15 protein-coding genes are annotated in these 14,723 nt (G+C 65.8%); 10 read left to right on the top strand and 5 right to left on the bottom strand.

Features of this window, described 5'->3' with window-relative positions; genetic code table 11:
* Window positions 1–66 precede the first annotated feature (66 nt).
* From KVT37_RS19070 to KVT37_RS19050, 5 genes are all read left to right on the top strand, one after another.
* Window positions 67–2,631, top strand: coding sequence for an ATP-binding cassette domain-containing protein (locus KVT37_RS19070; RefSeq protein ID WP_217575877.1), 2,565 nt, complete (start codon window positions 67–69; stop codon window positions 2,629–2,631).
* On the top strand, window positions 2,628–3,617 hold the full coding sequence (locus KVT37_RS19065) for an ABC transporter permease (RefSeq protein WP_217575875.1): 990 nt from the start codon (window positions 2,628–2,630) through the stop codon (window positions 3,615–3,617). The genes KVT37_RS19070 and KVT37_RS19065 overlap by 4 nt, the downstream gene beginning before the upstream one ends.
* Window positions 3,618–3,663: 46 nt before the next feature.
* Window positions 3,664–4,665 (top strand): rhamnose ABC transporter substrate-binding protein, encoded by a 1,002-nt coding sequence (locus KVT37_RS19060; protein ID WP_071074644.1) that lies wholly within the window; start codon window positions 3,664–3,666, stop codon window positions 4,663–4,665.
* Window positions 4,666–4,729: 64 nt separating this feature from the next.
* Entirely contained in the window at window positions 4,730–5,488 is a 759-nt protein-coding gene (locus tag KVT37_RS19055) for a glutamine amidotransferase (protein ID WP_217575872.1), read from the top strand.
* Between the two features lie 189 nt (window positions 5,489–5,677).
* Window positions 5,678–6,289, top strand: coding sequence for a nucleoside/nucleotide kinase family protein (locus KVT37_RS19050; RefSeq protein WP_217575870.1), 612 nt, complete (start codon window positions 5,678–5,680; stop codon window positions 6,287–6,289).
* 4 nt (window positions 6,290–6,293) lie between these two features.
* On the opposite strand, the gene KVT37_RS19045 is transcribed toward KVT37_RS19050, so the two are convergent.
* Window positions 6,294–6,608, bottom strand: a complete 315-nt coding sequence (locus KVT37_RS19045) for a putative quinol monooxygenase (protein WP_217575868.1) — start codon at window positions 6,606–6,608, stop codon at window positions 6,294–6,296.
* Between the two features lie 12 nt (window positions 6,609–6,620).
* On the bottom strand, window positions 6,621–7,403 hold the full coding sequence (locus KVT37_RS19040; protein ID WP_217575866.1) for a glucose 1-dehydrogenase: 783 nt from the start codon (window positions 7,401–7,403) through the stop codon (window positions 6,621–6,623).
* A gap of 181 nt (window positions 7,404–7,584) precedes the next feature.
* Here KVT37_RS19040 and KVT37_RS19035 point away from each other — a divergent pair, with 181 nt between their 5' ends.
* On the top strand, window positions 7,585–8,301 hold the full coding sequence (locus KVT37_RS19035) for a FadR/GntR family transcriptional regulator (RefSeq protein WP_217575865.1): 717 nt from the start codon (window positions 7,585–7,587) through the stop codon (window positions 8,299–8,301).
* A gap of 180 nt (window positions 8,302–8,481) precedes the next feature.
* Here the strand turns inward: KVT37_RS19035 and KVT37_RS19030 are convergent, their stop codons facing one another.
* The gene (locus KVT37_RS19030) at window positions 8,482–9,252 is read right to left on the bottom strand and encodes a pyrroline-5-carboxylate reductase (RefSeq protein WP_217575863.1); all 771 of its coding nucleotides are present in this window, start codon (window positions 9,250–9,252) and stop codon (window positions 8,482–8,484) included.
* Between the two features lie 167 nt (window positions 9,253–9,419).
* Here KVT37_RS19030 and KVT37_RS19025 point away from each other — a divergent pair, with 167 nt between their 5' ends.
* Together KVT37_RS19025 and KVT37_RS19020 are read left to right on the top strand one after the other, a co-directional pair.
* Window positions 9,420–9,794 (top strand): hypothetical protein, encoded by a 375-nt coding sequence (locus KVT37_RS19025; protein ID WP_217575860.1) that lies wholly within the window; start codon window positions 9,420–9,422, stop codon window positions 9,792–9,794.
* Between the two features lie 73 nt (window positions 9,795–9,867).
* Window positions 9,868–10,719 (top strand): hypothetical protein, encoded by an 852-nt coding sequence (locus tag KVT37_RS19020; protein WP_217575858.1) that lies wholly within the window; start codon window positions 9,868–9,870, stop codon window positions 10,717–10,719.
* 42 nt (window positions 10,720–10,761) lie between these two features.
* On the opposite strand, the gene KVT37_RS19015 is transcribed toward KVT37_RS19020, so the two are convergent.
* Window positions 10,762–11,052, bottom strand: coding sequence for a muconolactone Delta-isomerase family protein (locus tag KVT37_RS19015; RefSeq protein WP_217575856.1), 291 nt, complete (start codon window positions 11,050–11,052; stop codon window positions 10,762–10,764).
* Between the two features lie 117 nt (window positions 11,053–11,169).
* Between KVT37_RS19015 and KVT37_RS19010 the strand changes: the two genes are divergently transcribed.
* The gene (locus KVT37_RS19010; protein ID WP_217575854.1) at window positions 11,170–12,054 is read left to right on the top strand and encodes a LysR substrate-binding domain-containing protein; all 885 of its coding nucleotides are present in this window, start codon (window positions 11,170–11,172) and stop codon (window positions 12,052–12,054) included.
* A gap of 86 nt (window positions 12,055–12,140) precedes the next feature.
* On the opposite strand, the gene KVT37_RS19005 is transcribed toward KVT37_RS19010, so the two are convergent.
* Complete coding sequence (locus KVT37_RS19005; RefSeq protein ID WP_217575852.1) at window positions 12,141–12,752, bottom strand: TIGR00730 family Rossman fold protein; 612 nt, start codon at window positions 12,750–12,752, stop codon at window positions 12,141–12,143.
* A gap of 120 nt (window positions 12,753–12,872) precedes the next feature.
* On the opposite strand from KVT37_RS19005, the gene KVT37_RS19000 reads away from it, so the two are divergent.
* Window positions 12,873–14,486: a LysM peptidoglycan-binding domain-containing protein gene (locus KVT37_RS19000; RefSeq protein ID WP_217575850.1), complete on the top strand. Its 1,614-nt coding sequence runs from the start codon at window positions 12,873–12,875 to the stop codon at window positions 14,484–14,486.
* Window positions 14,487–14,723: the final 237 nt, after the last annotated feature.

Below are 14,723 nucleotides of genomic sequence, written 5' to 3'. Positions count from 1 at the left end.
TCCGGTTGCGGCTTGGAGGCATTTAATATAGCAAACTGAAAAAATAACTACGACCAGGGAGGAAACGTGCTGCAGCAAGGCGCGCTTGGTGAAGCCGTAGCAACGGCGCAGGGGAAGGCTGCTCCGGTAGCGCTGGTCGGCGCCACCAAGGCCTTTGGCGGCACCGTCGCACTGAAGGATGTTTCTTTCGACCTGCGTCCCGGCGAGGTGCTGGCGCTGCTCGGCGAGAACGGCGCCGGCAAGAGCACCTGCGTAAAGCTGCTCGCCGGCGTATATTCACCGACCGACGGCCATGTCGAGGTCGACGGCAAACCCGCCGCCTTCCGCTCCCCGCATGATGCTCAGGCCGCCGGCATCGCCGTCATGCACCAGCATCCCGGCCTGTTCCCCGACCTGTCGGTGGCGGAAAACATCTATCTCGGCCACATGCCACGGGACCGTTTCGGCGGCATCGACAATTCAGCCATGCTCGCCGGTGCGAAGAAGGTGCTGGCGACCGTCGGCCTTGCCGTGCCGACCGACACCAGGCTCGGCGCCTTACGCACGTCCGAGCAGCAGCTGGTCGAGATCGCCCGCGCGCTCTCGCTCGACGCGCGCGTGCTGATCATGGACGAGCCGACCGCGGCACTCTCGCAGCGCGAGGTGGAGCGGCTTTTCACTGTGGTCGCCGACCTCAGGCAACATGGCGTGGCGATGATGTTCGTCGGCCATCGCATGGACGAGATCTTTCGCATCGCCGACCGCATCGCGGTGCTGCGCGATGGGCGCCTTGTCGGCGTCAGGCCGAAGGCCGAGCTCGGCCGCGCCGCGGCGATTTCCATGATGGTCGGCCGCGAGGTCAGCGATCTCTATCCGGACCGTCGCGAAAAACCCGGCGCGCTGGTGCTGGAGGCGAAGGGACTGTCGCGCACCGGCGCCTTCGCCGATATCGACCTCGAGCTCAATGCCGGCGAAGTGGTGGGCTTGGGCGGCCTGGTCGGCAGCGGCCGCACCGAGATCGCGCGTGTCCTGTTCGGCATCGACCGGCCCGATGCTGGCGAGATCCGCATCGACGGCGAGCCGGTGCGCTTTGCCTCGGCGCGCGACGCCATGAATGCCCGCATCGCCTATGTCTCGGAAGACCGCATGGGCCAGAGCCTGGTGATGGATTTCGGCGTTCTCGACAACGCCGTGCTGCCGGTTCTGGACAAGGCGGCGCGCTTCGGTCTCTACGGCACCGACCGCGCCACCGGTCTCGTCGCCGACTGGCTGAAGCGCATGAAGCTGCGCTTCGCCGGCTACGGCCAGCCGGTCAAGGAACTGTCCGGCGGCAACCAGCAGAAGGTGGTGCTGGCCAAATGGCTGCGCACCGAGCCGCGCGTGCTGATCCTTGACGAGCCGACGCAAGGCATCGATGTCGGCACCAAGGCCGAGGTGCATGCCATGATCGCCGACTCGGCCGCGCAGGGCATGGCGATCCTCTTGATCTCTTCCGAAATGCCCGAGCTGATCGGCATGTGCGACCGTATCGTCGTGCTGCGCGAGGGCCATCGCACGGCCGAGTTCGCGAGCGGCGAGGCGACGCAGGAAAAGGTGCTGGAAGCCGCGACCCGCGCGGTCGAGCAGGCTGGTGCGCCGACCGAGGCCGCGCAGGCCGCGCTCGCGGAAGCCAGCAAAGGTCCGGCAAATATCCTCAAGCGCCGCGAGTTCGGCCTGCTTGCCGCGATGCTGGCGGTCGCCATTCCGGTCACCATCATCAACCCGCGCATGGTCAGCGCCGCCAATTTGACGGCGGTCTCGATGGACGCCGCACTTCTGGTGGTCGCGGCACTTGCCCAGATGCTGGTGCTGATCACCCGCAACATCGATCTTTCCATCGCTTCGGTGATCGGCCTGTCGGCCTATATGGCGGCCAGCATGGTCCAGGCCCATCCCGGCCTCGATATCGCGATCGGCCTCGCCACCGCCTGCGCCGTCGGCGGCGTCTGCGGGCTGATCAACGGCCTCGTCGTCACCCGGGGAAAAATCCCGGCAATCGTCGTCACCCTGGCCTCGATGTCGATCTTCCGCGGCTTCAATTCGATCTGGGCCGCCGGCGACCAGGTCAGCGCCGATGAGGTGACGCAGCGCTGGCTCGACATGACCGGCCTGAAGCTCGCCGGCGTGCCGCTGATCGTCGCCATCGCCGTCCTCATCCTCGGCGCCGGCTATGTGCTGCTCTACCGCACGGCGGTCGGTCGCGAGCTGTTCGCCACCGGCTCCAATCCGGACGGCGCGCGCCTCATCGGCATTCCTGTCGACCGGCGCATCCTGATGGCCTTTGGATTGGCGGGCCTGCTCGGCGGCCTCTGCGGCGCGCTCTGGGCCTCGCGCTACGCCACCATCGACGCCCGCGTCGCGCTCGGTTTCGAGCTGACGGTGATCGCGTCAGCCGTGGTCGGCGGCGTCGCCATCCGCGGCGGCTCCGGCACGCTGCTCGGCATCGTGCTCGGCTCGCTGACGCTCTTGGTCATCAAGAACGGTCTGACCCTGGTGCGCGTCGATCCGCTGTGGCTGCAGGGCGTCTACGGCCTGGTGATCCTGGTCGCCATCGGCATCGACACCTTCATCGTGCGGCGCGCCGAACATGCCAGACAGGCGAGGATGAGATGACGAAGTTCCTCCGCTCGATCGATTTCTGGGACCTGCTGCTGGCCGCCGCCTGTCTCGCCGTCTTCCTCTACGCCGCGCTTTTCGCGCCGAACTTCGTCTCCGGTTTCAACCTCTCGCAGCTCGCCGCCAGCGCTTCGGAAAAAGCGCTGCTGATCCTGCCGATGACGCTGCTCATCATCTGCCGCGAGATCGACCTGTCGATCGCCTCGGTGCTGGCGTTGACCTCGGTGATTTTCGGCCTTGCCGTTCAAGCGGGCATGCCGACCTTCGCCGCGATCCCGTTGACGCTGCTCTTCGGCGCGCTGCTCGGCGCCTTCAACGGCTTTCTGGTGTCGCGCTTAGGCCTGCAGTCGCTGGTGGTGACGCTTGGCACCATGGCGCTCTATCGCGGCATCGGCTACATCCTGCTCGGCACCGGCTCGGTCAACATCCTGCCGCCCGCAATCGTCGATTTCGGCATCGACAATCTGCCTGGAACGCAGATCCCCTGGACCATCGTGCCCTTCCTCATACTGGCGCCGGTCTTTGCGGTCGTGCTGCAGAAGACCGCGACCGGCAAGCGGCTCTATGCGCTGGGCGGCAGCCCCGAAGTCGCGCGCTACTCCGGCATCAACACGCGCCGCATGGTGCTTTGGCTGTTCGTCGTCTCCGGCGTCGTCGCGGCGATTGCCGGCATCGTCTACACGGCGCGCCTTGCCAATGCGCGCGCCAACAACGCGCTCGGCATGGAGCTCGACGTCATCACCATCGTGCTGCTCGGCGGCGTCAGCGTCTTCGGCGGCAAGGGCAAGCTCACCGGCGTCATGCTGGCGCTGGTGCTGATCGCCATCATCCGCAACGTGCTGGCGCTCAACCAGATCGGTGGCGACGCGCAAGGCATGATCATCGGCCTGCTTCTGATCGGCTCGCTGCTCATCGGCAATTACTGGCGCTCCCTGGAGGAGCGCCTCTCAAGATCGCGCGCCTTGCGCGAAACCAAGGGGTGATATCGGGCCCCTTCCAGCAAGCCCGAACTAAACGGAGGAGTGTACAATGAAAGCGTTTGGACTAGCCCTGCTCGCATCGACCATTCTGCTTGCCCCCGCATCGTTGGCCCTGGCCGACGAATGCGCCAAGGAGCCGGTGACCGTCGGCTTCCTGCCGAAGCTCGACACCGATCCCTATTTCAAGGTCGCCCAGCAGGGCGCCGAGGAGGCCGCCAAGGAGATCGGCGGCAAGGCGATCCAGGTCGCGCCTTCGCAGGCGACTGCCGAGGCGCAGATCGATTTCATCAACAGCCTGGTCACCCAGAAGGTCGGCGTCATCGCGATCTCGGCCAATGATGCCAACGCCGTGGCGCCGGCGCTGAAGCGCGCAGCCCAGCAGGGCGTCAAGGTGGTGTCCTACGATTCCGACGTCGCGGGTGATGCCCGCGCGGTCTTCGCAAACCAGGCCAAGGGCGACAGCCTGGCCGAGATGATGCTGGAAAGCGCCTACAATCTGATGGGCGGCGAGGGCGACTTCGCCATCCTGTCGTCGACGCCGACCGCCACCAACCAGAACGCCTGGATCGACTTCATGAAGAAGAAGATGGCGGCCGAGCCGAAATTTTCGAAGATGAAGCTGGTGCAGGTCGCCTATGGCGAGGAGAGCGAGCAGGTCAACCAGCAGCAGGCGCTGGCGCTGGTCCAGGCCTTCCCCGATCTGAAGGCGATCATCGTTCCGGCCGGCATCGGCCTGCCGGCCGCGGCGCGCGCGCTCGAGGAAGCCGGCCTGATGGGCAAGGTCAAGCTGACGGGCCTGGCGCCAGCCACGCTGATCTCGAAATACATCAAGGACGGCTCCGCGCAGGACATCTGGTGGAACGTCTCCGACCTCGGCTACCTGACCTATCAGACCGCGCAGGCGCTGGCGCAGTGCAAGATCACCGGCAAGGAAGGCGAGAAGTTCAAGGCCGGCCGTCTGGGCGAATACACGATCGGCGCCGGCGGCGAGCTGGTGCTCGGCCCGGCCAAGATCGTGACGCCGGAGAACCTTGCCGAGTTCAAGTTCTGATCCCCCAAACCCGGCGGGCGCCACGGCGCCCGCCGCTTTCTCTCGATCGACAGCACGGTGCGCAATGAAAATCCTGCTTGCGGGCGAAACCTTTTCGGCCACGACATCGGTGGCATCCGGCGCCGAGGTGCTGACGAGCGCCGCCTATGTCAACGGCGCCGCTGCCTTCAACGCCGCTCTGGCCGCCGAGGGCATCTCGGTCACCCAGATCGGCGGTGAGCGCTGCCCGGCCGAATTCCCCTACGACCTCGAAGCGCTGGCGCCCTACAACGCGGTGGTGATTTCCGACGTCGGCGCGCTGAGCCTGCTGGTCACACCCGAAGCCCGCGCCGGCTGCGTCGGCGTCAACCGCCTCGATGTGCTGAAGGCCTATGTCGAGGCCGGCGGCGGGCTGATGCTGGCCGGCGGCTATATGGGTTTTCAGGGCATGTTCGGCACCGCGCGTTTCCGCGACACGCCGGTGGAGGACGTGCTGCCGGTGCGCTGCCTGCCGTTCAGCGACGGACTGGAAGTGCCGCAGGGCCTGCAGGCCTCCATCCTGCAGTCCTCGCATCCAATCTTCGCCGGCATCGAGGGGCCGCTGCCGCCGATCCTCGGCATGAATAAGACCGACTTCCGCCGCGACGGCTCTTCGCGGCTGCTCGCCTCCTGCCATTATCGCGGCGCGGATTGGCCGCTGCTTTCCGTACGCGAGCTTGGCAAGGGCCGGACCGCCGCCTGGACGACCGATATCGGCCCGCACTGGCTGTCGCAGGATTTTCTTGCATGGCCGCTCTACGGCCGGCTGATGGCGAACATCATCCGCTGGATATCGGCCGACTGACCTTCACCGCCTTGACCAGTGCCGCCGCCCGGCGCTCCCTGCGGGCATCGCCAGGTTGACCGCCTTGGCGAGGCGGCACTGGTCAACCCCTTTCATCATCAGAGCATGATCCCGAAAAGTGGGATCCGGTTTTCGGAAAAGATCATGCTCCAACAACATCCTTGCAACAGCCAGGCCCAAGGACCGACCATGAGCGACTGGAACGATCTCGTCTCGCGTATCCTGGCGACCGACGCCTCCGGCGCGCGCGTCATGATCGCCGTCGCTGGCCCTCCCGCCGCCGGCAAGTCGTCAATCGCGGAGCGGCTGCGGAAGGAACTCGCCTCGGAGGGTGCGGAAATCCTGCCGATGGATGGCTTCCATTATGACAATGCGGTGCTCGACCGGCTTGGCCTGCGCCAGCGCAAGGGCGCGCCGCAGACCTTCGATTTCGACAATTTCGAGCTCACCTTGCGGCGCGTGCGCGATAGCGCGCAAAGCGTCGCCGTGCCGACCTTCGACCGCCCGCTAGACCTTTCGCGCGCCGGCGCCAGGCTGATCGCGCCATCGACCCGCTATGTCATCGTGGAAGGCAACTACCTGTTGCTCGGCCGCGCGCCCTGGTCCGGCCTCGCCCGCCTGTTCGACCTGACGGTCTTCCTGACCGCGTCGCGCGCCGAGCTGGAACAGCGGCTGCTGAAGCGCTGGACCGACCTCAGCTACCCGGATGAATATGCGATCGCCAAGGTCCGCGGCAACGACATGCTCAATGTCGACCTCGTGCTGGAGCACAGTGTGCCGGCGGATGTGACGTGGGAGTAGTGTCTCAGTTTGAAATTTGGGGTTTCGCCTTGAGCAAAATCGGATCGGTTTCGAGTAGGCGGAGCGACTTGACCATATCGGCGGTCCCGACCTTGTATTTGAGAAAGTGCGGCGCGGTCAGATGCGCTTCATATGCTGCTTGGTCAGCATAACCTTCGATCACTCGTACCAGGTGGCTATTTTCTTTCACGGCAACCGCAAACAAAAACAGCACCCCAGGCTCCAGTCGCACCGAGGCTTCGATCTCTTCTGAGAGCAATGCGTTGAACGCGTCGACGCTGCCTGGGTCGATCTCCAGCTCGGCCATCCTTACGATCATTGTTCGATCCGCTTAAAGCACGCTCGTAATCCCGCCATCCACCAGCAGCGTCTGCCCGGTGACGAAACTCGCCGCGTCTGACGCCAGGAACACCACCGCACCCGCCAGTTCCTCCACATCGCCCCAGCGGCGCATCGGGGTGCGGCCAGTGAGCCAGGTTGAGAATTTTTCGTCGGCGACCAGCGCGGCGTTGAGCTCGGTTTTGAAATAGCCGGGCGCGATGGCGTTGACGCGCACGCCGTGCTGGCCCCATTCGCCGGCCATCGACTTGGTCAGCATGGTGATGGCGCCCTTGCTCGCCGCGTATGGCGCGATCGAGGGACGGGCGAGCGTGCTCTGCACCGAGGAGACATTGATGATCACGCCCTTGCGGCGTTGGATCATGCCCTTCACGGCGGCGCGGCTGACCTTGAACACGCCGTCGAGATTGGTCGCCATCAGCGCGTCCCAGTCGGCGTCGGAAAAACTCTCGAGCGGCGCGCGGCGCTGGATGCCGGCATTGTTGACCAGGATGTCGATCGGGCCGGTGCCGGCTTCGCTCGCCGCGATTGCCGCATCGACCGACTGCGTGTCGGTGACGTCGATCAGTGACTCCGCAATCGGGTAGCCCTCGGCGCGCAGCCGGTCACCGGCGGCCTTGAGCTCGTCGGCCTTACGGCCGCCTATGGTGACGCGCGCGCCGGCGCCTGCCAGCGCCTCCGCGAAGGCAAGCCCCAGTCCGCGGCTGGCGCCGGTGATGAAGGCATGCCTGCCTTCGAGGCCGAACAGACGGCCGAGATAATCAGTCGAACGCAATTTGCACCTTCATCGATTGCGATTTGTCGCTGGCCAACTCGAAGGCTTTTCTCCCCACAGCTAGCCGGAAAGCCGCGGCGGCTTCAACTCAATTTATCTGACAAATCAGATGACATGGACAGGCACAACCCGGTGCGGTAACACCGACCGGTTGTTGGCAGGCTAAGACGAACCGGGACAAATGGCAGGCAACCAGACCTCGTCGGTGACTGATGAGATAACCAATAGTCTTGGCCGCGAGATCCTCGGCGGGCTGTTTCCGCCTGGCGCGACGCTGCTGGGCGAGGAAGAGATCTGCGCCCGCTTCGGCGCCAGCCGCAGTGCGGCGCGCGAAGCGGTGAAGATTCTTTGGGCCAAGGGCCTGCTGCTCACCCGGCCGCGGCGCGGCTCGCGCATCCGCCCGCTGAAGGACTGGAACTTCTTGGACCCCTCGGTGCTGGGCTGGCTGCGCGCAAGTGCTACGCCGCGCCACTTCATCATCGAGCTTCTGGAAGTGCGGTTGGGCTTCGAATGCGAGGCCGCGGCCCTTGCCGCGAGCCGCAACGACCCGGACGAAATTGCCGTCATCCGCGAGGCCTTCGAAGCGATGCGCGCCGCATCCTCCGGCGAGGGCGATCCGGTCTCTTCGGACGCTGCCTTCCACGAGGCCGTGCTCGCCGCCACCGGCAACCGCTTCTTCCTGCCGCTCTCGGCGCTGATCCACACCGCCTTGCAATATAGCGTGCCCACCACCAACGCGCTGTTCGGTCACCCGGTCGGCGATCTCGACGCGCACGGCAAGGTGCTGAGGGCGATCGAGGCCGGCGATGCCGCCAAGGCGCGCAAGGCCATGCACGACATGCTGAGCGAAGTGCTCGCCCGCGTGCGCACGGCCGTCGAGCTGACAGGTGCCGGTTGAATCGTTCGGACCGGAACCGTAGCTCGGCGCGGCGATCGTCGGCGGCCTCATCGTCTCGCAGCTCTTGACGCTCTACACCACGCCGGTCGTCTATCTGTATCTCGATCGGCTCGGCGCGCGGAAGCCGTCGCTGCGGCTCGCGCCGGCGGCGTGATGGCAATCGCTGCTTGGGCTCGCCGGCTACTTGCCCGCGACGCGCTGGTGAATGCGCTCCAGGCTTTCCGCGAAGGCCTCGAACGTTCCCCGCTCGGTCAGCTCGCGCAGCACCTGCTCGTTGATGCCGCCGCGCGTCGCATAGTCCTGCGCAAGATGCGTGAAATCTTCGTCCGGCGCAGTATCAGGCGCGTTGGCCAGCGCCTTGTAGATGCTGGTGATGTAGTCGCGGGCCTTGTCGCCGTCCACCCCCTGGCTGCGCACCCAGGTATGGATCGTGTCGAGATATTTGAAATAGCTGGCATAGGTCGCGGTGACGACGCTGAGCGCGTCGAACTCGCTCTGATCCTCGACCTCGATCACGCCGCCCAGCCTGCCGAAGAACGCCGCCACGATCGGGTCCGGCGGGCAGATGAGCGTCGCGCCCTGCAGGCGGGCGATCATCGGCATGGGCAGGGCCTTGCCGACATGCGTCGCCGGCGCCACGAGGCCGGCGATCTCCTCGCGCGAAACGGTGGCGATTAGGCTGACGACATGATGGTCCGGCCGGAACCGCAATTCCCGCAACACCTCGCGCGCGATCTGCGGCCGCACCGCCAGCATGACGGTGTCGCACTGGTCGAGCACGGCCTGGTTGTCGGCGGCGATGCGCACATCGGGGTAGCGCGCGGCGAGCTCGGCGGCGATCTCCTCGTTGCGCGGCGAGACCACCACCGGCGTCGTCTCGCCCGGCAGCGATTTCAGCCCGGTGACGATGGCCGAGCTCAGCGCGCCCGTGCCGACAAAGCCAAGTTTCATGAAGTTCCGTCCCCACTGTTTCGGATCGCCGTCGACAATAGCGACGGTTCCGTTGCCGGCAAGGGGAGGGAGGTTTTGGCCATGCTGCGCCTCCGAAGACCCATGCCGTTACGCGCGATTAAGGCCGGACTGGTACATTCCTCCGCGTTAGGTCGGGGAATGTGGCCATGAGCCAGCGCGCGTTCATCACCCTGCTCATCCTGCTGGCGGTGCTCGTCGCGCTGTCGGCCACGTCCTTTCCAGGCGCGATGATCGGCTTCCTGTTCGGCACCGCCATTGCCTTCTTCGTCGCCGGGCCGGCCATGCTGATCGGCAAGGTGCTCGAGAACAACGGCATTGCGATATCCGGCCAGACGGCCCTTTGGCTGCTCGCCGGCTTTTATGCGCTGCTCATTTTCTTCGCGGCATTCCAGATCTGGCGCCGGCTTCAGCGCCAGGAGCCCGACCAGGCGCGATCCGCGGGGCTGCGGCTGGCGCTGCTGGTCGCGTTGCCGATGATGGCATGGCTGTCGGTGAACGCTATGCAGGACGCATGGCCGTAAGCCACTGAACGCTCTAGGCTCCGGCCCGACAAACTGGCAGGATGGGCCGACCAAAGCGATTGGGGGCGATCGCATGACCTTGCTGCAATTCCCGGTCACCGGCGAACAGGTCTCGAACGAGGAGACCGAAGAGGTCATCCGCGAGGCGGAACCGCATCGCGCCCTGGTGCGCTATCGCCCCGACGGCGGCGAGCTGTTCATCCATACAAGGGTGAACATGGCGCTGCTGCGCGCCGCCGCATCGCTGCCGATCCTGCGCCTGAAGATCACGCCACGCGCAAACGAATTGATGCCGCGCGATGGGTTGCTGACGCCCAAAGGGTCGCAGCGAAACTACGCTTTCCTCGAAAGGCTTTGCGAGGATCTGGCCGCCGCGAACTGCCCCGCCTGTTACATCGCCGAACAGCATGGCGAGGGACGCCGGGATTTCTACTTTACGACCGAAGACATCACCGGTTTCGAACGGATAGCCGGCAAGGCCGCCGAGGCGCTGGCCTTCCCGCTCACGCTGGAACGGCATTCGCTTGCAGCACTTGCGCCGCTCATTCTTCCCGCCGAGGCTATCGGCGACCTCGGACTGGAAGTCGCCGCGGATGCCCGCATCCGGCCGACGCGCTTCGAGTTCTGGGGCGCGGAGCCGTCCCTGGCAAAGTTGCGCGCCGCGCTCGAAAAGCGCGGCTTTCGCTTCCTTGGCATGGAGATATTCTCGCACGAGCTCAGGATGGCGAAGGACGTGCCGATCGATGGCGAGGGGTTTCGCGCTGTGCTGCGGGAAATCGCTCCCCTGGCCCGTTCGCTGCAATGCAGCTATTGCGGCACGGAGACCGTCGAGGGTCTCGATCAGTTCCTGCTCACGCGCCCGCTACCCGAGTGCTACGGCGGCGCGCGCCCGGGGCTTTTCAGTCGTCTTTTCGGTCGCGGATAGGCGCAGCCAAAAAGGGCGGCAGCAGCTCGCGCTGCCGTTGCCTCAGCGCTTCGGGCCGAAACCGGGATAGGGGTTGAGCGGCACGATCGCCGCGATGTCCATCATGCCGGCCTCGATCAGCGGCAGCGTGGCGAGATGGCCGCGGACTTCCTTCTCGTCGGCTGCTTCGAACATGATGCCGGTGCCGGGAACGTCGCCACGGTTCCAGATCTGGCGTACCGCGCCTTGTACGTAGAGCGTCTTGCGCTGTTCGGACTCTGGCGGCAGCAGCGGCGCGAAGTCGGCGTCGCTGAACTTCTGGGTATTGCGGGTGAGCAGGGCAAAGAACTGCATGGCTGTCTCCTTTGTGGCCGGTTGATGCCCGGAGATATCGCGTTGACTGGCCAGACTGTCCAAGACTGATTAGGCTATAGTTAAGACCATCAAAGTCTTAACCTGTTGGAGCGAAAAATGCTCGACCTGCGCCAGATCAGATATTTCGTCGCCGTCGCCGAGGCCGGCAATGTCGGCCGAGCCGCCGAGCAATTGCACATTTCGCAGTCACCCTTGAGCCGGCAGATCATTCAGCTCGAGGAGCAGCTCGGCGTCACTTTGTTCGAGCGGGCGAAGCAGCGCGTCCATCTCAACGCCGAGGGCAGGGCCTTCCTCGCCGAAGCGCGAGCGCTGCTTGCCAATGCCGCGCGGCTGGAAGAGCTCGGCCGCAACCTCGCCAGCGGCGCGGCAGGCAGCCTCGCCATCGGCTATGTCGAGGGCGCGGTGCATTCCGGACTGGTCGCCGACATGCTGAGGGATTTCCGCCGCGCGCGGCCGGATTTTCATCTGCAATTGCGCAGCCGCCGGACGGCGGCGCAGTTCGAGGATTTGCGGCAGCGCGTCCTCGATCTCGGCTTCGTCTATTCGCCGGCGCCGGAGGGCGATCCCGATCTCGAAAGCAGGCTGGTGCGGCGCGAGCCGCTGGTTCTGGCAATGCCGGAAGGCGATCCGCTGGCCAGTATCGCCGACATCCAACCCGGCCATCTCGACGGCCGCGTCTGGATCACTGTCGTGCGCCAGCCCGGCGACACCAACCGCGCACAATTCCTTGCGGCCTGCGTCGAATCCGGCTTCGTGCCCGACATCGCTTATGAGACCAACGACCCGTTGACGTCGCTCGGCCTGGTCAGCGCCGGTCTCGGCCTGGCGACGGTTCAGGAAAGCCTGCGAAGCGCCGCACCCCCCGGCGTGATCTTCCGCGACCTGCCGTGGTTCAAGCGCAGCGTGTCGATCCATCTGGCGTGGCGCAGGAATGACCGGCGGGCGGTGATTGGGGATTTGAGGAAGGCAGTAGGGCAGTAGGGCAGTAGGGCAGTAGGGCAGTAGGGCAGTAGGGGGCGTGTTCCGCAACCTCACATACTGCCTTACTGCCCTACTCCCTTATTGCCCTACATTTTATCTATCACCGCCCTTACACCCTCCGTCGGCGCGTCGACCGACGATCCGGCCACCATGATGGCGGCGACGATGGCTTCGGGGTCGTTGACCACCAGCGGCTTCACGCGCTGCGCGGTGTGGATGAAGCCTTCGGCCGACATATGCTCGATCAGCGCCAGCATCGGGTCCCAGAAACCCTTGACGTTGGCGAAGACGATCGGCTTGCGATGATGGCCGAGCTGCGCCCAGGTCATGATCTCGACGATTTCCTCCACCGTGCCGATGCCGCCGGGCAGCGCCACAAAGGCGTCGGATTTTTCGAACATGCTGTGCTTGCGCTCGTGCATGTTGTCGGTGATCAGCAATTCGTCGAGCTTGTCGAGCGCGGTTTCGGTCGCTTCCCTGTTGATCAGGAAGCGCGGGATGATGCCGGTGACCTTGCCGCCGGCCTTGAGCGCGCCATCGGCGACGGCGCCCATGATGCCCTTGGTGCCGCCGCCATAGATCAGGCGCAAACCGGATTTGGCAAGCGAGCGGCCGAGTGTGTGGCCGGCCTTGATATAGGCCTCGTCGCGGCCCGGAGACGAGCCGCAATAGACGCAGACGGATCGAATCGTGTTCATGGCGATGATTGGTGATAGGGACGGTCGGCGGGGTCAAGCCCGCGGGCGGGCTTTTTCTTGTGAGCTAGGAGAAAACACGCTAGACCGGGCGTTAGGTGGCTAAGGGGGCAATACGGAATTATGGCTATCAATCCTTCTAAGGCGTTTTTGTTCGCGGCGGGCGGCGTGGTCGTCGTCGCGGCGGTCGCCTACGGGTCGGGCGCGCTCGACCCTTACATCAACAACCAGAAGCCGGCGCAGGTCGCGGCATTGCCGCAAGGCGATGCGAAACCGGCTGAATCCTCGAGCACGAGCACCGAGGGGCGCGTGCCCCAGGCGCCTGCGAACACGATGGCTCCGGCCAACACCATGGCGCCAGCCAACACCATGGCGCCTGCCAACAAGATGGCCCCCGCCAACACGATGGCATCGGCCAACAACGCGACCGCTCCAGCCGCCCAGGCGCCTGCCGCCGCGGCCGGCCCGGCACTGCCGACCTTCGATGTCGTGCGCGTCGAAGGCAATGGCTCGATCGTCGTCGCCGGCAGCGCCGCGCCCAATGCCAAGGTCGAGATCCTGAATGGCGGGACGGTACTCGGCGCGACCGATTCAGGCCCCGACGGCGCCTTCGCCATCGTGCTCGACGATCCGCTGAAGCCCGGCGACTACACCATCACGCTGCGCCAGACGGTTGGCGGCACGGCCGTCGCCTCGGCCCAAACCGCTGTCGTCTCGGTGCCGCAGAGCCCGACCGGCCAGGTGCTGGCGATGGTCGAGGAGCCCGGCAAGGCTTCGCAACTGATCACCGTGCCGCAGGCCGAGACCAAGCCGGCGGCGCCGACCGCCACCGACCAGGCGGCACCGGCTGCGCAAGCTCCGGCAACGACCGCGCCGGCTGCGTCCGATACGACCTCGGCGCCCGCCGCGACCGCGCCCGCCGCCACCGATCAGGCGGCTGCGACCGCGCCGGCTGCCGCTGCGGCCGAGCCCAAGATCGCCGTCGAGGCGGTCGAGATCGACGGCAGCAAGATCTTCGTCGCCGGCACCGCCGATCCCGGCCGCAAGGTGCGCGCTTATGCCGACGCCATCCTGCTCGGCGATGCCAAGACCTCGGCCGACGGCCATTTCCTGATCGAAGCGACGCGCGACATTCCGGTCGGCAGCTACACCATCCATGTCGACGGGCTGGACGATGACGGCGTCAAGGTCGTCGCCCGCGCTGCCGTGCCGTTCGAGCGCGAGCCCGGCGAGGCGATCGCCGCCGTAGCCCCAAGCGAGACGAAGGCTGGCGAGACAAACACCGGCGAGGCCAAGCCAGCGGAGACCAAGCTCGCACAGGTCCAGGGCGCGGGCTCCCAGGCCACGGAAACCAAGCCGGCCGAAACCACCACGCAGGTCACGACGACGGCCGAAGCGGCCAAGCCCGCGGCACCGGCAGCCGAGGCGCCCGCCAAGGTTGCCGAGGCGACGCCTTCGACCGATGTGCCCGAGACGGTTGCGCCGAAGCTCGAACATGCCGACGGCGCCGTCATCATCCGCCGCAACGACACACTCTGGCGCATCTCGCGTCGCGTCTACGGCCACGGCACGCGCTTCTCGACCCTCTATCTCGCCAACAAGGACCAGATCCGCGATCCCGACCGCATCTGGCCGGGCCAGGTGTTCAAGGTGCCTTCGACGTCGAAGGAAGGCGAGGCTGCCGACATGAAGGCCATGGGCGAGCAGATGACCGCCGCGCCGGCGAAGACGGAATAGCGACTTCGTCATCCTAGGGCGGAGCAAGGAGCGAAGCGACGCGCGCAGACCCTAGGATCCATGCCGTGACGGCTGCTGAAGGATGCAGCGGTGCAGAAATGGCCGCTGCCAGCGCCCGTCGGCACGGGTGAGAATTCTCCATCGCCGGTTTCGACGTAATGGCATGGCAACTGTGTTCATGCGAATGCGATTTTGTCCCTGATGATGGCGTTGAGGACGACCAGGAGCTTCCTTGCG

It is taken from the genome of Mesorhizobium sp. GbtcB19, assembly GCF_019091085.1.
GTDB lineage: Bacteria > Pseudomonadota > Alphaproteobacteria > Rhizobiales > Rhizobiaceae > Mesorhizobium.
This window is presented reverse-complemented; position numbering and strand designations above follow the sequence as displayed.